The organism is Luteimonas sp. TWI596, assembly GCF_039674105.1.
In the GTDB taxonomy this organism is placed as follows: Bacteria; Pseudomonadota; Gammaproteobacteria; order Xanthomonadales; family Xanthomonadaceae; genus Luteimonas.
In genome coordinates this window covers 157,896-175,643 of record NZ_JBDJMU010000007.1, presented here as the reverse complement: position 1 = coordinate 175,643, position 17,748 = coordinate 157,896, and the positions used below count along the sequence as shown (strand labels likewise).

General features: G+C 68.0%; 16 protein-coding genes and 2 tRNA genes. 14 read left to right on the top strand and 4 right to left on the bottom strand.

Annotated features, from left to right (window positions below; translation table 11 throughout):
- On the top strand, positions 1 to 108 hold a 108-nt coding region (locus ABE487_RS07770), incomplete at its 5' end, for a transposase (protein ID WP_346448926.1).
- Between the two features lie 49 nt (positions 109 to 157).
- Here ABE487_RS07770 and ppsA read toward each other — a convergent pair.
- Positions 158 to 2,536, bottom strand: coding sequence for a phosphoenolpyruvate synthase (gene ppsA, locus ABE487_RS07765; RefSeq protein ID WP_346442470.1), 2,379 nt, complete (start codon positions 2,534 to 2,536; stop codon positions 158 to 160).
- Positions 2,537 to 2,648: 112 nt separating this feature from the next.
- Here ppsA and ABE487_RS07760 point away from each other — a divergent pair, with 112 nt between their 5' ends.
- The 8 genes from ABE487_RS07760 to ABE487_RS07725 all read left to right on the top strand — a co-directional run bounded on the left by ABE487_RS07760 (position 2,649) and on the right by ABE487_RS07725 (position 9,772).
- Positions 2,649 to 3,470, top strand: coding sequence for a pyruvate, water dikinase regulatory protein (locus ABE487_RS07760; RefSeq protein ID WP_346451795.1), 822 nt, complete (start codon positions 2,649 to 2,651; stop codon positions 3,468 to 3,470).
- 56 nt (positions 3,471 to 3,526) lie between these two features.
- Positions 3,527 to 4,033 (top strand): DUF1249 domain-containing protein, encoded by a 507-nt coding sequence (locus tag ABE487_RS07755; protein WP_346448433.1) that lies wholly within the window; start codon positions 3,527 to 3,529, stop codon positions 4,031 to 4,033.
- A gap of 98 nt (positions 4,034 to 4,131) precedes the next feature.
- Positions 4,132 to 4,207: transfer RNA gene (locus ABE487_RS07750), tRNA-Ala, on the top strand.
- 52 nt (positions 4,208 to 4,259) lie between these two features.
- Positions 4,260 to 4,335, top strand: a tRNA-Glu gene (locus ABE487_RS07745).
- Between the two features lie 145 nt (positions 4,336 to 4,480).
- The gene (locus ABE487_RS07740; protein WP_346451900.1) at positions 4,481 to 6,280 is read left to right on the top strand and encodes a GGDEF and EAL domain-containing protein; all 1,800 of its coding nucleotides are present in this window, start codon (positions 4,481 to 4,483) and stop codon (positions 6,278 to 6,280) included.
- A 9-nt stretch (positions 6,281 to 6,289) separates the two neighbouring features.
- On the top strand, positions 6,290 to 6,673 hold the full coding sequence (locus ABE487_RS07735) for a CopL family metal-binding regulatory protein (RefSeq protein WP_346442475.1): 384 nt from the start codon (positions 6,290 to 6,292) through the stop codon (positions 6,671 to 6,673).
- Positions 6,674 to 6,749: 76 nt separating this feature from the next.
- Positions 6,750 to 8,564: a copper resistance system multicopper oxidase gene (locus tag ABE487_RS07730; protein WP_346451797.1), complete on the top strand. Its 1,815-nt coding sequence runs from the start codon at positions 6,750 to 6,752 to the stop codon at positions 8,562 to 8,564.
- A 569-nt stretch (positions 8,565 to 9,133) separates the two neighbouring features.
- Positions 9,134 to 9,772, top strand: a complete 639-nt coding sequence (locus ABE487_RS07725; RefSeq protein ID WP_346451799.1) for a copper resistance protein B — start codon at positions 9,134 to 9,136, stop codon at positions 9,770 to 9,772.
- A 10-nt stretch (positions 9,773 to 9,782) separates the two neighbouring features.
- On the opposite strand, the gene ABE487_RS07720 is transcribed toward ABE487_RS07725, so the two are convergent.
- Together ABE487_RS07720 and ABE487_RS07715 are read right to left on the bottom strand one after the other, a co-directional pair.
- Positions 9,783 to 10,931: an alpha/beta fold hydrolase gene (locus ABE487_RS07720; protein ID WP_346451801.1), complete on the bottom strand. Its 1,149-nt coding sequence runs from the start codon at positions 10,929 to 10,931 to the stop codon at positions 9,783 to 9,785.
- Positions 10,932 to 11,092: 161 nt separating this feature from the next.
- On the bottom strand, positions 11,093 to 12,040 hold the full coding sequence (locus ABE487_RS07715) for a LysR family transcriptional regulator (protein WP_346451803.1): 948 nt from the start codon (positions 12,038 to 12,040) through the stop codon (positions 11,093 to 11,095).
- A 97-nt stretch (positions 12,041 to 12,137) separates the two neighbouring features.
- Here ABE487_RS07715 and wrbA point away from each other — a divergent pair, with 97 nt between their 5' ends.
- Genes wrbA through ABE487_RS07700 form a run of 3 tightly spaced genes read left to right on the top strand, consistent with a single transcriptional unit; the run spans position 12,138 to position 14,898 of the window.
- Positions 12,138 to 12,773 (top strand): NAD(P)H:quinone oxidoreductase, encoded by a 636-nt coding sequence (wrbA, locus tag ABE487_RS07710; protein WP_346451805.1) that lies wholly within the window; start codon positions 12,138 to 12,140, stop codon positions 12,771 to 12,773.
- A 29-nt stretch (positions 12,774 to 12,802) separates the two neighbouring features.
- Complete coding sequence (locus tag ABE487_RS07705; protein ID WP_346451807.1) at positions 12,803 to 13,987, top strand: MFS transporter; 1,185 nt, start codon at positions 12,803 to 12,805, stop codon at positions 13,985 to 13,987.
- Positions 13,984 to 14,898 carry a transporter gene (locus ABE487_RS07700; RefSeq protein WP_346451809.1) on the top strand — a complete coding sequence of 305 codons (915 nt, stop codon included), beginning with the start codon at positions 13,984 to 13,986 and terminating at the stop codon, positions 14,896 to 14,898. Before ABE487_RS07705 ends, ABE487_RS07700 begins: the two co-directional genes overlap by 4 nt.
- A gap of 48 nt (positions 14,899 to 14,946) precedes the next feature.
- Here ABE487_RS07700 and gcvA read toward each other — a convergent pair whose 3' ends face one another.
- Positions 14,947 to 15,867, bottom strand: a complete 921-nt coding sequence (gcvA, locus tag ABE487_RS07695; RefSeq protein WP_346451811.1) for a transcriptional regulator GcvA — start codon at positions 15,865 to 15,867, stop codon at positions 14,947 to 14,949.
- Positions 15,868 to 15,998: 131 nt separating this feature from the next.
- On the opposite strand from gcvA, the gene ABE487_RS07690 reads away from it, so the two are divergent.
- Together ABE487_RS07690 and ABE487_RS07685 are read left to right on the top strand one after the other, a co-directional pair.
- On the top strand, positions 15,999 to 16,820 hold the full coding sequence (locus tag ABE487_RS07690) for an MBL fold metallo-hydrolase (protein ID WP_346452881.1): 822 nt from the start codon (positions 15,999 to 16,001) through the stop codon (positions 16,818 to 16,820).
- A 77-nt stretch (positions 16,821 to 16,897) separates the two neighbouring features.
- Positions 16,898 to 17,683, top strand: coding sequence for an MBL fold metallo-hydrolase (locus ABE487_RS07685; protein WP_346452880.1), 786 nt, complete (start codon positions 16,898 to 16,900; stop codon positions 17,681 to 17,683).
- Positions 17,684 to 17,748: the final 65 nt, after the last annotated feature.

Sequence of the window (17,748 nt, the reverse complement as noted above, 5' to 3'; positions counted from 1 at the left end):
GGCATCAACAACACCATCAAGGTCATCAAGCGCCGTGCCTACGGGTACCGCGATCAGGAGTACTTCTTCCTGAAGATCCGCGCAGCCTTCCCCGGAATTCAGCGATGAACCACAAAAAAGCCCGGGAACATCCCGGGCTTTTCGTGGGGCAGGGCGGTCAGCCCGCGCGTGCCTTCGACTTCGCGAGCCGCAGCCAGGTATCGACCACGGTATCGGGGTTGAGCGACACCGACTCGATGCCTTCTTCCATCAGCCATTGCGCCAGGTCCGGATGGTCCGAGGGGCCCTGGCCGCAGATGCCCACGTACTTGCCCTTCGCGCGTGCGGCCTTGATCGCCATCGACAGCAGCTTCTTGACCGCCGGGTCGCGTTCGTCGAACAGGTGCGCGACGATCGACGAGTCGCGATCCAGGCCCAGCGTGAGCTGGGTGAGATCGTTGGAGCCGATCGAGAAGCCGTCGAAGATGTCGAGAAACTCGTCGGCCAGCAGCGCGTTGGACGGGACTTCGCACATCATGATGATCTTCAGGCCGTTCTCGCCCTGCTTCAGGCCGTTCTTCTCCAGCACCTCGACGACCTTGCGTCCCTCGTCGAGCGTGCGCACGAACGGGATCATCACCCACAGGTTCTCCAGGCCCATCGTGTTGCGGACCTTGAGCACCGCGCGGCATTCGAGCGCGAACGCTTCGGCGAACGAATCGTCCACGTAGCGGCTGGCGCCGCGGAAGCCGATCATCGGGTTCTCTTCGTGCGGCTCGAAGTTGCTGCCGCCGATCAGGTTGGCGTACTCGTTGGACTTGAAGTCCGACAGGCGCACGATCACCGGATGGGGCGCGACCGAGGCAGTCAGCGTCGCGATGCCTTCGGCCAGGCGGTCGACGTAGAAGTCGACCGGGCTGCGGTAGCCGATGGTCTTGGCGTCGATCTTCTTCTTGGTCGCCGCATCCTGCCGGTCGTACTGCAGCAGCGCATTGGGGTGCACGCCGATGTGCGCGGCGATGATCATTTCCAGCCGTGCCAGGCCGATGCCGGCGTTGGGCAACTGGCCGAAGTCGAACGCGCGCTCGGGGTTGGCGACGTTCATCATGATCTTCAGCGGCGCCTCGGGCATCGAGGTCAGATCGGTCGTGGTGCGATCGAACGGCAGCTTGCCGGCATAGATGTAGCCGGTGTCGCCCTCGGCGCAGCTGACCGTGACTTCCTGGCCGTCCTCGATCGTTTCCAGCGCATTGCCGGTACCGACGACGGCCGGCACGCCGAGCTCGCGAGCGATGATCGCGGCGTGGCAGGTGCGGCCGCCGCGATTGGTGACGATCGCCGAAGCACGCTTCATCACCGGCTCCCAGTCCGGATCGGTCATGTCGGCCACCAGCACGTCGCCCGGCTGCACCCGATCCATGTCCTCGAGCCGGCGGACCACGCGCGCCACGCCCGCGCCGATCTTCTGGCCGATCGCGCGGCCCTCGCAGACCACCTCGCCGCGCTGCTCCAGCGAGAAACGCTCGATCTGGGTGTTCTTGGCGCGCGACTTCACCGTCTCCGGACGCGCCTGCACGATGAACAGCTTGCCGCTGGCGCCGTCCTTCGCCCACTCGATGTCCATCGGGCGCTGGTAGTGCTCTTCGATGATCAACGCCTGGCGTGCGAGTTCCTGCACGTCCTCATCGTCGAGGGAGAAGGTGTTGCGCAGTTCGGCCGGCGTGTCCTCGGTGCGTACCCGCTCGCCGGGGACGTCGGAGTAGACCATCCGCAGCTGCTTGGCACCGATCGAGCGACGCAGAATCGCCGGCTTGCCCGCCTTGAGCGTGGGCTTGTAGACGTAGAACTCGTCGGGATTGACCGCGCCCTGGACGACCATCTCGCCCAGGCCGAAGCTCGAGGTCACGAACACCACATCGCGGAAGCCCGACTCGGTGTCGAGCGTGAACAGCACGCCCGAGGCGCCGATGTCCGAGCGCACCATCAGCTGCACGCCGGCCGACAGGAACACGTCCTCGTGCTTGAAGCCGTGGTGGACGCGGTAGGCGATCGCGCGGTCGTTGTAGAGGCTGGCGAAGACCTCCTTGACCTTGTGCACGACGTCGTCGGCGCCGGTGACGTTGAGGAAGGTCTCCTGCTGGCCCGCGAACGAGGCGTCGGGCAGGTCCTCGGCGGTGGCCGACGAGCGCACGGCCACAGCGATGTCGCCGCCGCCGTTCTCCGACGCCAGCTTTTCGTAGGCGGTGCGGATGTCGGCGTCCAGCTCGGGCTGCAACGGGGCCTGGGTGACCCAGCCGCGGATCTCGCGGCCAGCGGCGGTCAGCGCGCCCACGTCCTCGACATCGAGCGGCGCGAGCCGGTCGAAGATGCGCTGGTGCAGATCGTTGTGCGCAATGAACGCCTTGAACGCGTCGGCCGTCGTGGCGAAGCCCCCGGGGACCGAGACGCCCAGCTTGGCCAGGTTGCCGATCATCTCGCCGAGGGAAGAATTCTTGCCGCCGACCTGGGCCAGGTCGGTGAGTCGAAGGTCGTGCAGCCACAGGATATTGGCGCTCAAGAGGAGGCTCCGTGTCGCGTGATCGGGGAGACCGGACCGGCGGGTCCGGCTGAGACGGGTTATTTTAGCCCTCCCGGGCGCCGCGGCGCTCGCCGATGCGACGGCTTCCGTCATGCCGACATCCCGTCCCGTGTTCTACGTCTCAGATGGCACCGGTATCACCGCCGAGACCATCGGCCACAGCCTGCTGACCCAGTTCAGCGGCACGCAGTTCAGCACCAACCGGATTCCTTTCGTCGACAACGCCGAGCGCGCGCGCGAAGTCGCGGCGCTGATCCGCGCCCGTGGCGAGGCCATGGGGGCACGTCCGATCGTCGTCAGCTCCTGCGTCGACCCGGGCCTGGCGACCATCCTGGAGGAGAGCGGGGCCCTGGTGCTCGACGTGTTCGCGCCGTTCATCGAGCCGCTGGAGCGCGAACTGGTCGAGGCGCGCGAGTCGCGCGTCGGGCGTGCCCACGGCATGGTGGACTTCGACACCTACCACCGCCGCATCAACGCGATGAACTTCGCGCTCGCACACGATGACGGCATGTCGGTCAACTACGACGAGGCCGATGTGATCCTGGTGGCGGTATCGCGCGCCGGCAAGACGCCGACTTGCATCTACCTGGCGCTGCACCACGGCGTGCGCGCGGCGAACTATCCGCTCACCGACGAGGATCTCGAGCACGATCGGCTGCCGCCGCGGCTGCGCGCGCACCGGGCCAAGCTGTTCGGACTGACGATCGACCCGGTGCGCCTGGCCCAGATCCGCCAGGAGCGGCGCCCGAACTCGCGCTACGCCAAGCTCGAGACCTGCCGCCACGAGGTCAGCGCGGCCGAGTCGCTGTTCCGGGCCGAGCGCATTCCGGTGCTGAGCACCACCAATACCTCGATCGAGGAGATTTCCAGCAAGGTGATGTCGACCCTGGGCATCGAGCGGGTGATGTACTGACGCAGCGCGGACCGGGGCTGCCGGGCGGTTCACTGCACGGCGTGTAGGATCGCGTCATGGCCAATGTCGACTCCACTCGTGTCCGGATGCCCGCACTGGGCCGCTTCGGCTGGCTGATGGCGCTGTATGCCGAGAACCACGTCCGGCTCACCCGGCTGTTCCATCCCGGCGACCTGTCTCCCGGCCCCTACCTGTCACAGGCGCCGGGTACCCCGACGGTCCGACTCGACGTGATCGCGCAGCATCGCTACACCACCGAACTGCGGCTGAGCTACACCATGCTCGATCCGCTGACCGGCGAGCCGGACCCCTCCGCGCACCTGCGCCTGTATCGCGACGCCGGCCAGGTCGAGGCGACGCATTGCTACGTCGGCCGGCGCTGGCAGGACGTCATCGGCATGTTTCCGCCGCCGGCCGAAGTGGTCGACCACCGCTTGCGCATGAACACGTTCCTGGGCAAGTGGCTGCAGTATCTGGTGGAGCAGGGCCATGGGGTTGCAACTTTGCGTCCGAATCTGGATGATGCGCGCCTCGCTCGCAACGAAGCCGAACTTCTCGGCTGAAGGCACCCACCCGGAGGCCGCAAGTTGCGAGTGAGATGGAAGCGAAAACTTGTTGACGTTGCCGCACGGCATCCCTACAATTTCGCGCTTCCCACTGTGGGGCCATAGCTCAGCTGGGAGAGCGCCTGCATGGCATGCAGGAGGTCGGCGGTTCGATCCCGCCTGGCTCCACCACAATTTCGTCGCGAACCATAAGGCCGGTCCGCGACATGATGCAGGCTTCTGCGTCCCCATCGTCTAGAGGCCTAGGACACCACCCTTTCACGGTGGACACCGGGGTTCGAATCCCCGTGGGGACGCCACTCAACGCTCTGCGAACGGGTTGCTTCGATGCGAAGCGGCCCGTTTTTTTTTGTCCCGCGCGGCACACTGCCGTCATGACGGATCGACGCCACAGGAGTAGCGTTTCGCCAGGCGCCTAGGGGGGGGGAGACGGACGTGAGATCGATGCATGAGGCCGACCGGATCGCGTTGATCCGCAGTCTGGATCTGTTGTCGCTGGCGGGGCATCCTGAATTGGACAGAATCGTGTCCCTGGCTGCGTTCGCATTCCGGGTGAAGACGGTGCTCATCTCCCTGGTCGACGAGGTGGACCAGCACTTCCTGTCCTGTGTCGGCACCGAGCTGCGCGGGAGCAGCCGCGAGATCTCGGTCTGCACGCATGCAATCGAGCAGGACGACATCTACGAGGTCTGCGACCTGACCGCCGACCCGCTGTTCGCGCGCAATCCGCTGGTCACGCAGGCCCCTTGCATGCGGTTCTACGCCGGTGCGCCGCTGGTGCTCGGCGACGGCTACAAGGTCGGAACGATCTGCTTGATCGACTACGCGCCCCGCCGGCTGGACGATGTCGAGCGCGAGCAGCTACGTTCGTTTGCGCACCTGGTGGTGGGGCAGATCTCGCTGCTCCGGTCGATGGGGCGGCGCGACCCGGTGACCGGCCTGGCGAACCGCCAGCAGCTGGCTTGGGACCTGCGCGAATCGCTGCGGCATGCATCGCCCGGGATACCGGCCCTGTCGTACCTGTGCATCATCGACGTGCTCGATCTGGCCAGCGCCCACCGCTTGAACCAGGCGCTGGGGGTGGCGCCGGTCGAATCGATCATCCGGCAGTTGGGCTATCGCCTGACAGACGCCCTGGGCGACACCGCACGGCTGTACCACGTCGGCGTGACCCGGTTCGCCTTCGTGCTGGCGAACGTGGCGGAAGGAGACGTCGAGGCGGTCCTCGAAGACCTGCGCGAGCGGCTCAGCGAGCCGGTGATGAGCAGCGGCTTGACCTTGCAGGCCGTGTTCCACGCCGGTGTGGCGAGTTTCTCCGCGGACGATGCCGCCGATGTGCTGCGCCGTGCCGTCACCGCGATGCATGCGTCGCTGGAGACCGGCGCGACGTGGTGCGCGTACGACCGTGATCGCGACGCCCGCCTGCAACGTCATTACCGCCTGGCCACGCAGGTCGAGCGCGCGCTGGAGACGCATGAGTTCTCGCTGATGTACCAGCCCCGGCTGCGTCTGTCGACCGGGCGTCTGCGCTCGGTCGAGGCCTTGCTGCGCTGGCGGCATCCCGAGTACGGCAACATCGCCCCCGACGAGTTCATCCCGGTCATCGAAGGCACGACGCTGATGCCGTTGGTCACCCGCTGGGTGCTGCGCCAGGCGCTCGTGCAACTGCAGGCCTGGGAGCAGCAGGGGGTCGTGCTCGACATCTCGGTCAACCTGTCGGGTGCGGATTTCCGCGATGGACAGCTGCCGGATTACGTCGCCGGGCTGGCCCGCGAGTTCGGCGTCGCGCCGCCGCGACTGGAGCTGGAGGTCACCGAGGGCGAATGGCTGCGCGACAAGGGCCGGGTCGCCGCCCAGCTCGCCGCGCTGCAGGCGCAGGGGTTCAACATCGCGATCGATGATTTCGGCGCGGGCTACAGCAACTTCTCGTATCTCAACGAGCTGCCCGCCACCACGATCAAGATCGACCGCGGGCTGCTCGCCGGCATCGAGACCAGCGAGCGCCGCGCGCGGCTGGTCAGGACGGTGCTCAAGCTGTCGGCCGAACTGGGCTATCGCACGGTCGCCGAGGGCGTGGAATCGCCCGAGCAGATGGCCAGACTCCGCGAATGGCAGTGCGACGAGGCGCAGGGCTATCTCGTCTCGCGGCCGCTCACGCCCGAGGCATTGGTCGCGCTGCTCCGGCAACAGGCGGATGCGGAGGGCGTGCCGCTCGCCGGTGCCGGGCGGCACGGCCCGGTATAATCGGCACCGATGCCCCGGATCTCCGCCACTGCCGTCCGCATCCTGCTGCTCGCACTGCTGCTGATCGAGGCGACGGGCGTCGTCTTCGCTTCGCCCCCGATCCCGCGCGATATCGCGACGCACGACGCCGGCCATGGAGGCGGCGCCGATGCTTCTCCTTGTCACGGCGATGCCGAGCAGGCGCCGTCGGAACCGGGCAGGGCCAACACACCCCACGCGGCGTGCGACGACGACGGTTGCCGTTGCCTCCACGGCTGCAGCATCGCGCTCATGCCGCGTCTCCGCCCACTGATGCTGCTGCCCCGGCCGACGCGCCACGACGCGCACGGACTGCAGGTGCGTGCAGATCCTGCCCCTGTCCAACCGAACCGCCCTCCCATCGCCCACCTCTGATCCGCATCGATCGCCCACCCCGCGAGGGGCAGGGCGCAGCGCCCGTGTGACCGGGCTCCCTACGGATGGAGTAGCGATGACTTCCGATATGTTCTCTGGCCGCGGCGGCTTCGATCCCGCGCGCCGCCGTTTTGTCCAGGGCCTGGCGCTCGGTGGCCTGGCCGCCGGCCTCGGCGCCTGGCCGCGCCCGTCCTGGGCACTGCAATCCCCGCACGGCCGGATCCTGGCCGGCACCGACTTCAACCTGGTGGTCGGCGAGACACTGGTGAACTTCACCGGCCGCACCCGGCCGGCCGCGACCCTCAACGGCAGCCTGCCCGCGCCGATCCTACGCTGGCGCGAAGGCACGACGGTCACCTTGCGCGTGCGCAATGCGCTGCCGGCCGGCTCGATCTTCGGCGACATGACCTCGGTGCACTGGCACGGCATCGTGCTGCCGGCGAACATGGACGGCGTGCCGGGCATGAGCTTCGACGGCATCCATCGCGGCGAGACGTTCCAGTATCGCTTCGACGTACGCCAGGGCGGCACCTACTGGTACCACAGCCATTCGGGGTTCCAGGAACAGGCGGGCATGTACGGCGCGCTGATCATCGACCCGATCGCGCCCGAACCCTTCGCCTACGACCGCGACTACGTCGTGCTGCTGACCGACTGGACCGACCTCGATCCGCATGCGCTGTTCACGCGGCTCAAGCAGATGGCCGAGCACGACAACTGGTACAAGCGCACGGCCGGCGACTTCGCCCGCGACGTGCGTCGCGACGGCTGGCGCGCCACGCTCGCCGACCGCCGCGCGTGGGGGCAGATGCGGATGACGCCGACCGACCTGTCCGACGTCAATGCGCACACCTACACCTACCTGATGAACGGCACGACGTCGCCAGGCAACTGGACCGCCCTGTTCCGGAGCGGCGAGAAGATCCGCCTGCGTTTCATCAACGGCTCGGCGATGACCTACTTCGACGTCCGCATCCCGGGCCTGAAGATGACCGTCGTCGCGGCCGACGGCCAGTACGTGCACCCGGTGACGGTCGACGAGTTCCGCATCGCCGTGGCCGAGACCTTCGACGTGATCGTCGAGCCTTCAGGCCAGGATGCCTACACGATCTTCGCCCAGGACATGGGCCGGACCGGCTTCGTCAGCGGCACGCTCGCCGTAAGGGAGGGCTTGCGCGCACCGGTCCCTGCGGTCGACCCACGGCCGATCCTGACCATGGACGACATGGGCCACGGCGGCATGCATGGCATGGATCATGGTGCGGGGCAGGGCATGGGGCAGGACGGCCATGCGGCAGGCGCGCACGGTGACGGCCACGACCACACTGCAATGGGCCATGCCGACATCGGACATGGCACCACGACGATGCAGACGCATCCCGACAGCGAGCGCGGCAATCCGCTCGTCGACATGCAGACCATGACCCCGGCGCCGAAGCTCGACGATCCCGGCATCGGCCTGCGCGACAACGGCCGCACGGTGCTGACCTACGGGGCGATGCGCAGCCTGTTCGACGACCCGGATGGCCGCGCGCCGTCGCGCGATGTCGAGTTGCACCTGACCGGCCACATGGAGAAGTTCGCCTGGTCGTTCGACGGCATCAAATTCAGCGACGCCGCGCCATTGCGGCTCAACTACGGCGAGCGCCTGCGCATCGTGCTGGTCAACGACACGATGATGACCCATCCCATCCATCTGCACGGCATGTGGAGCGACCTGGAGGACGACGACGGTCGCTTCCAGTTGCGCAAGCACACCGTCGACATGCCGCCCGGAACGCGCCGGAGCTTGCGCGTGCGCGCCGATGCGCTCGGACGTTGGGCGTTCCACTGCCATCTGCTGTACCACATGGAAGCGGGCATGTTCCGCGAAGTGCAGGTGGTCGAATGAGCACCGTCACATCGCATCGCAAGTGCATGCCCACGTTGCTCGCCGCTGCGCTGCTCGTTGCAGGCGGCACGCAGGCGCAGGACCACGCGCATGGCCACGGCCATGGCGAAACGCATCGACCGCCGTCGACGGCCGCATCGCATGGCGCGTCCGCACACCGGCACCCTGCCCCCGCTGCGCCCAAGCAAGCCGGGCAGGGCGCGCATCGACCCATTGTGGAAACGACCCGTCCGCATCCCCGGACGGACCATGGCGTACATGCGGATCGGACGGCGCACGAGACACCTGCTGACGATGCGGCGCGCCTGCAACAGGCGATGCCCGCAAGTGCCCGACATCCCGCCCGCGATGATTCGCAGGTGGACCACTCCAGAATGAATCATGCTGGGATGGATCACGCAGGGATGGAGGCTGCAGCAGGACACCCAGCAGCCGCCGAGATGGAGGGCCACGCCGGACCTGCGCCTGGGGCAGGCGACTTGCCTGCGGATGCGCCTCCGCGCACGCCAATCCCTGCGCTCACTGAGGCCGATCGCGAGGCCGCATTTCCGTCGTTGCATCCCCATGCGATGGGCGATTCGGCGATCCGCCATCTGGTACGCGTCGACCGACTCGAAGGCTTCGATACCGATCACGGCCATGGCCTGGGCTGGGAAGTGGACAGCTGGATCGGCGGCGATCTGCACCGCTTGTGGCTCAAGTCCGCCGGCGAGCGCGTGGCCGGCCGCACCCACGACGCTTCGCTGGATGCGCTCTATGGCCGCAGCGTGTCGCCGTGGTGGGACGTCGTCGCCGGCGCTCATCACGTGTTCGCGCCGGGGCGTGCCAAGACCTACGCAAGTCTCGGCGTGCAGGGGCTGGCGCCGTACTTCTTCGAAGTCTCGGCAATGGCGCACGTCGACGATCGCGGCCGCGTGCTCGCCGAGCTGGAGATCGAGTACGAATTGTTGCTGACCAACCGCCTGATCCTGCAGCCGGCGGTCGAGCTCTCGGCCGCCAGCGAGTCGGATCCCGCGCGCCGGATCGGCAGTGGTTTGAACGGGATCGAAGCCGGTCTGCGGTTGCGCTACGAGGTCACCCGGCGCTTTGCGCCGTACATCGGCGTCGTGCACGAGCGCAGCTTCGGCCAGACCCGGGCGCTGGCGCAGGCCGACGGCGGCAGCGGACGCGAGACGCGCTGGGTGATCGGGGTCAGGACCTGGTTCTAGCCGACGCGGTCTAGTCCTGGCGGCAGCGCCGGACCGATGCGCCGGGGCCTTCGGCCCCGGTCGCCATCGGACGCGCATGCGCCACCAGCGTGAGCAGCATCTTGCCCGGTTCCTCGTTCATGACCTCGTGTGCCGACTGCTCGAACCAGACCAGTTCCTTGCACGGCGCGTCGACGGTCGCGAACCATTCGGCCGCCAGTTCGGACGACACATTGTGGTCGTGGCGACCCAGGAACAGGAACAACGGGGTCTGGAGCTCGCGGATCGTGGTCATGTCCAGCGTCAGGACCCCGGACAGGAGATGCGTCATCGAGTAGTCATTGCCGGCCCAGACCGCTGCCAGATCGGCATCGGTGTACTCGGGTGCCAGCCACAGGGCCGCAGCCTCGGCCTGTCCGCCGCGGCGGTTGTGGACCATGCCGCCGTAGTGGTTGAGCCATTTGCGTTGCTTGAACAGATCGTCCAGCGGGACCGGCGCCGTGCCCTGCGCGTAGGGCTGCAGCGACATCAATTCCTCGACAGCTTCCGCATTGCCGTCCTGGCGAGCCTGTTCCAGCGTCCATGCCCAGCCACGACGCTCGCTTTCCGGTGCATTCGAGATCTGGCCGACGCCGATGTAGGCATGCAGCCACTCCGGCCGCTGTCGCGCCACCTCGAGTCCCAGATAACTGCCCCAGGACTGGCCCAGCACGAAGATCCTGTCCTGCGAGAACGCCTCGCGCAGCCAGGCCACCATCTCCACGGCATCGGCCACCATGCGTTCGCGGGTCATCGTCGGGGCGATCGCGTCGGGATCATGGCTCGCGTAGGTTTTGCCCGCGCCGCGCTGGTCCCACTGCACGACGGTGAAAAACTCCTCCCAGCCACGCTGGAAGTACCAGCTCGTCGGCATCGACACCCAACCCGGACCGCCGTGGAGCATCAACAGCACGGGATTGCGGCGATCGCTGCCGCGAATGGAAACCCATTGATCGATGCCGCCGATCCGGACTTTCTCGAGGCGTTCGACACCGTGATCGGTGACCACGCGCCGCATGTCGGCAACGATGGCCACGCTGTCTTCCCGGGTCTTGGACACCTGCGCGTCGGCGGCGTGCAGAGACGTTGGCAGCAGAAGGAGCGCGAGCGCTGCCGCAGCGCACGCGGTGGACAGCAGCATGGCAGCAGTTGCGGGCCGGAGAATGCGGCGAAGCGACATCGAATGCCTGTCATGATGGAACGGGGCGCCGATGATGCCATGCCACAGCGGGCAGGACTGCCGGATGCGCGCGCATGCAGGACGGCGCCACGGTCCGCGTCACACCAGCGCGGTGTGGATCGTCAGCGCATCTGGCCTTGCGACGCTGCCTCCGCACCATCGGCCCGGGTTGCCTGAGCAAGTGAACGCAGCGCGGCGCGCATGACGCGGGCGGCGGGCCCGAGCGGGCGGTCGTTGCGGTGCGCCAGATACGACGCGAGATCCACGCGCCCGTGTTGACCGAGCGCGGGGACATCGAGCCGCTTCAACCGTCCCGACGCCAGTTCGGCCTCGACGGCCCACAGCGGCAACCGGCCCCAGCCCAGGCCTTCGCTGATCATCACGTGCTTGATGTCCTGTCCGGCCACCCGCCAGGTGCTGGGCGACAGCACGCCGAAATCCTTGTCCGCGCTCCGTGCGCTGGCGTCTTCGAGCACGATCTGCAGATGCTCGGCCAGCGCCGATGGCGTCAGGCCGCCGGGCGGGCTGGCCAGCGGATGGCCGGCTGCGGCCACCGCGACGAACGCCACCGGCGACAAAGCCTCGAGCTGGATCTCCGGCTCCCGGAACTCTTCGCCCACGGTGATGGCGAGCGTGCAACGTCCCTCGCGCAGCGCGGCCAGCGGCTCGCCCAATGGGGCTGCACGCAGACGCACGGCGACGGACGGGTAGTGTCGATGCATCGCGTCGAGGGCGTGGGCGACCGCGTGGATCGGGAACAGCGTATCGACGACCAGCGACAGGCCCAGTTCCACACCTTCGCCCAATCCGCGTGCGCGGGCGCGCATCGCATCGGCCCGCAGCACGATGCCCCGGGCATCGGCGAGCAGGGCACGCCCCTCGGGGGTCAGGGCCGGCCGACGACCGGAACGGTCGAACAGGCGTACCCCCAATTGCGTCTCCAGACTTGCGATTGCGTGACTCACCGCAGATTGCACCCGCCGGATGCGCTTTGCGGCCGCGCGGAAGCTTCCGGTGTCGGCCACGGCCACCAGGACGCGCAGTTGGTCGAGGGTCAGGCCGTCGATCATTGATCTATTCCATCGATCGGATCGAGCAAAATATTAGCACTTCCGTAGATCGGATGGCGCTGCGAAGGTGGCCACGATTCCCGTGGAGATACTTCGCATGCCCAGGGTTCTGGTGCTGTACTACTCGGCCTACGGCCATATCGAAACGATGGCGCACGCGGTTGCCGACGGCGCCCGGGGCGCCGGCGCCGAGGTTGCGGTCAAGCGGGTGCCCGAACTGGTGCCCGAAGGCGTGGCCAGCCGCGCGGGTTACAGAACCGACCAGTCCGCTCCGGTCGCGACCGTGGCCGAGTTGCCGGAGTACGACGCGATCGTCGTGGGCACGCCGACGCGCTACGGCAACATGGCCGCGCAGATGAAGAATTTCCTCGACCAGACCGGCGGACTCTGGGTCCGCGATGCGCTGGTGGGGAAAGTCGGCAGTGCGTTCACATCGACCGGCAGCCAACACGGCGGCCAGGAAACCACGCTCCAGTCCACCCACACCGTGTTGCTGCATCTGGGCATGGTGATCGTGGGCCTGCCGTACACGTTCAAGGGCCAGCTGCGCATGGACGAGGTGACCGGCGGAACGCCGTACGGGGCATCGACGCTGGCCAGTGCAGAGAACGACCGCGATCGCCAGCCCAGCGCCAACGAACTGGAAGGCGCCCGGTTCCAGGGCGCCCATGTGGCCCGGATCGCCGCGGCCCTGGCCGGGCACGCCGGGCTGCGAGGGGAGGCGTCACCATGACCTCGCATCGCCTAGATGGGCCCGTGCCCATGGCTGCCACGAGGGACCGGCTCGCGCTGTCGCTGGTCGTTGGTGCGGGCATCGTCTCCGCCTTCCAGGTGGGCAAGGCGACCCTGGCGCTGGAATCGATCCGCCTGGATCTGGGCGTGGACTTGTCGGCCGCCTCCTGGGTGCTGTCGGCGTTCGCGATGGTCGGGGCGCTGGTCAGCGTGCTGGTCGGGGCGGTGTCGGACCGGATTCAGGCGCGCCCGACGGTCGTCGCCGGGCTGCTGCTGCAGGCGGTCGGCTCGGCGCTGGGCGCGATGGCACCGGGCCTTGGCCTGCTGCTGGCGGCACGGGCGCTGGAAGGGCTGGGTTTTCTCGCCGTGACCGTGGCCGCGCCTGTGCTGGTGGTGGCGGCAACGTCCCCCGCGACACGCAAGCAGGCGTTCGCCGCGTGGGCGATGTTCATGCCCCTGGGGATGGCGCTTGTGCTGTTCGCGGCACCGGGACTGGCCACCCTGGGATGGCGCGGCCTGTGGTGGGCGAATGCGGCCCTGCTGGCTGTGTATGCACTGGTCCTGGTGTCGGGCACACGGGATCTGCGTCCAACCGAGGGGCAGGGCGAGGGCCGCCACTGGCGGCACGGCCTGCGACGGGTGCTCGAAGACAGGGGCGCATGGTGGCTCGCCGGCCAGTTCTGCGCCTACACCGCGATGTTCTTCGCCCTGTTCGGATTCCTGCCGACGCTCCTTGGCGAGCGTCTCGGGGTCGGCGGATCCACCGCCGGCATGCTCAGCGCGATCGCCGTTCTGGCCGGCGCAGCCGGATGTCTGGCCGGCGGCATGCTGCTGCAGCGCGGCCTCGACGCGCCCCGGATCCTGCGCGCGAGCTTCGCGACCCTGGCGCTGTGCAGTCTGGGCATTCTGGCCCTGCCACTGCCCGGCGAACTGGCTTACCTGCTGTGTGTGCTGTTCTCGTTCGTCGGGGCATTCATTCCGGTCGCGATCTTCGATGCGGCGCCGCGCCTGGCCAGGCGACCGGGCACGCTCGGCTCGATCGTGGGCCTGGCCACGCAAGGCAATAACGTCGGGATCGTCATCGGCCCGGTACTCGCCGCAGGCGTGGCCAGCGCCGGGAGCTGGCACTGGGTGGCACTGCCGCTGGTGCTGATCGCCCTGCTGGCGATGCACGCCGCGCCTGCCGGCCGGCACCCGTTGGCGCCAGGCCAATGAGGGCGATTGCCGGCATCGCTGTGCTCGCCTTGGCCGGGGGATCGATGTGCCAGGCGCAGGCGGACGTGACGCTGCCGCCGGTGAACCTCGGTGACAGTACGTTTCAGGACGGGATCGCTGGGCCGGGCTGGATGGCCCAGCTGACCCTGTCGGCGCATCGTGCGCAACGGTTTCGGGATGACCGTGGGCAACGTACGCTCGATGCAGCGCAGTTCGAATCCGTGGTGCTGCTCGGCCAGCTCAGCGTGATCTCCAACCGCCGCGTCCTGGGCGCCCATTGGGGTGGAGAACTCATCGTGCCGTGGGTCCATGCGCAAAGCACGCCCGCGCACGACAGCCCTGTGCACACGCACGGCCTCGGCGATGTCTTCATCAGTCCGCTGATTCTGCAATGGCCGCAGACGCGCCTCGGCGGACGGCCGTTCTGGCAGCGCCTCAACCTCAATGTGACCCCGCCCACCGGACGCTACAGCACGCCCGGCCGCCTGGACGCGGGACGCAACGTGCTGCAGTTCAATCCGCACTACGCGTTCACCTGGGAGCGGTCCGATGCCTGGGAGCTCAGCGGTCGCGTGCACTACCTGTGGACCCGTGCCAACCACGATCCCGCGCCCGATCTCGACGCCGCCGACGTGCAGGCCGGGCAAGCGGTGCATCTCAACGCATCGATCTCGCGTTCGGCTGGCCAGGACCTGCGCATCGGCGCTGCGCTGTACGCGCTGGTCCAGGTCACCGACGACCGCATCGACGGCGTTCCACAACCGGGACGCGAGCGCATTGTGGGTGTCGGGCCCGCACTGGGCTGGTCGCGTGGCGCCGTCTCACTGCACGCCGCGGCGTACATCGAGACCTTGGCGAAGGATCGCTCCGAAGGCACCCGGCTCAGTCTGCGTTACGCCGCGCGATTCTAGGCAAAGCCCCCGCGCAGGCGCGGAGGAGGGCCTTCGGCCGTCGCCCGATCACCGGGCGACGGCGCGCTCGTTCGAGACCTCATCGCGCAGCCACTGGCAGAACGCGTCCACGGCCGGCGTCGGCACCGGCGTGTCGCGGCGCACCAGCCAGAACGCGTACGCATTCTCCGACGCCTGCGCGTAGGGTTGGACCAGCCGGCCTTGCTGAAGGTCGTCCGCGACCAGCGGACCGATTCCCAGTGCCACCCCGTGCCCGGCGATCGCAGCTTCCTGCGCGAGGTAGGCGCTGGTGAACACCGGCCCGGTGCCGGCGTCGGCGTCGGCCGCACCTGCAGCCGCGAGCCAGTCCACCCAGCCGGGTACGCCGGGCCGGCCGACCGCCGTCCGATCGTGCAGGAGCGTGTGGTGGCGCAGGTCGGCAGGCGCGTGCAGCGGATGGGGGCCGTGCAACAGGGCAGGCGCGCAGACGGGGAACACCGGCGCATCCATCAGGCGTTCCGCATGCACGTCCGTATAGCCGCCGGCGCCATAGCGAAGCCCCACATCGAGGCCATCGCGCACGAAGTCCGCCGGGGCGTCGCCGGTTTCGATCCGGACCTGGATGCCGGGCCATACCCGATGGAAACGATGCAGCCGCGGCACCAGCCACTTCGCCGCAAAGGATTCGAGCGTTGTCACCCGCAGCACCGTTGCGGCCTGGGACATCGCCTGGTCCAGTGCCCGATCCAGATGCCCGAACACCTCGCCCAGCGTCGCCGCCAGTGCCTGGCCCGCTTCGGTGAGCTCGACCGCACGGTGATGACGCTGGAACAGAGGCAGCCCGAGATACGCCTCCAGTTGCTTGACCTGATGGCTGACCGCGGCCGGGGTCACGAACAACTGACGGGCCGCGGCATTGAAACTCAGATGGCGCGCCGCCGCCTCGAAGGTGCGGAGCGCATTGAGCGGAGCGGGGCGGCGAGATCTCACAAGAGGTGCGACCGTTCGAGGCGGCAAGCATCGTATCGCGTTAGTTTTTCTGATGCGAACGACAACACAACTCGTTTGTCGCGTGCGCGCAGCATCGCGACCATGCGCGGGCTTCCCACAGGACAACTGCCATGCGCGTCGAGGAATTGTGTTCGGATGTAGTGATGTTTGTCGGCGATGAGGTCGAATCCGTCGCCACCGCGTTCGTCGACCACGACGAGGTGCTGCTGGTCGATGCACTGGGCAGCGAAGCCGACGCGGCGTGGCTGCGCGACACCTTGTGCGGACAGATGGGGAAGACGGTGCGCCTGATCGCGACCACACACTTCATGAGTGACCACATCGCGGGCCTGGTGCAATTTCCCGGTGCTCGGGTCCTGGCGCACCGGCACCACCGGCAGACCTTCCTGTCGCAGAATCGCCGCGTCGACGCGTTCTACCGAGAACCTGACTTCGTCTTCAACGACATGGCGCTGCGCTGGGGCCGGCACCAGTTGCGCCTGCTCTACAACCCGGGCAAGTCCATGGATCACGTCAGCGTGGACGTGCCGAGCGCTGATCTGGCCTGCGTGGGCGACAACATTGTCGGGAACATCGTGTACCTGTCGAAAGCCGATCCGCAATTGCAGCGCGCCGCCATCGGTCGGATCCGTCAGTTCGGGCGCGCGCGAATCATCGGTGGACACATCGGCGTCTTCGATGCAACGGTGCTCGAGCACGCCCAACAGTATCTCGACAACATCCAGCGGCACGTCGTGCGCATCCGCAGGCAGGCATCGCCGGACACGGTCGCGGCACGCATTGCCGAGATCCGGATCGAGGACTGTGTCGCACCGGGCGTCGTGCCGGTCGCCTTCGAGCGCGCATGGCACACCCACAATCTCGAAGCGATCGTCGCGCAATCCATCTTCGCGCTGGATGCGGCGCTGGCGTCGATGGAGCAGGGCGCATGAGGGCCGTCGCACGCGCCCGGCCGGTCGATTCCGGCCGCAGGCGCTTTCTGACGGGCTGCACGGGCCTGGCCGCGACGATGGTGCTGCCGAGTGCGGTCTGCAGCGCGGCGGCCGCACCACAACCGCTGCGGATCCAGCGTTTGGCCTGGGCGGGGATCCGGCTGCAATTGCCGGAGGCGACACTGTTCATCGACCCGCTCGTCGATCCGCAGGCGTGGGGCGCTTCGCTTCCAGACACACTTGTGCCGGTGGGCGATGCCATCGGCGAGGCCAGTGTGCTGATCACGCATGGCCATTCGGACCACTTCGATCTCCAGGCGACCGCATCTGCCTTGCGACAAGGCGGCGTGTTCGCCTATCCAGCCGGGCTCCACCCCAGCCCGTTGCCTGACGGCGTCCGTGCCAGGCCGAGCCCGCTCTGGGAGCCGCAGCTGATCGGCGACTTCACCGCCACGCCCGTGCCAGCAGCCGATGGCTATGGAGACACCCAGGTCTCGTGGGTCGTGTCCGCTGGCGGGCGGCGCATTTTCCATGGCGGCGACACGCTATGGCACGGCCATTGGTGGCGGATCGGCCGTCAGTTCGGGCCGTTCGACGCGGTGTTCCTGCCGGTCAACGGTGCCCGGTTCGGGTGGCGACGCCCCGTCAGTGGCTTGCCCGGTGTGCTGACGCCCGAGCAGGCAGTGGCCGCGGCCGCGATTCTGGGCGCGCGCACGTTGGTGCCGATCCATTATGGGGTTCGTGACATGGAGGCCTACGTCGAGGTGGACGATCCCATCGGCGCACTCCGTGCCGTCGCCCGACAACGGGATGTTCCGGTGCAGGTGTTGACGCCCGGAGACTGGATCGCGTGGCCGCCCTGAGTGGGCTGCAACCGCGCGTCAGCCACTGGAGCCGTCGACGCGTCACATCCCAGCGTGCCGAATCG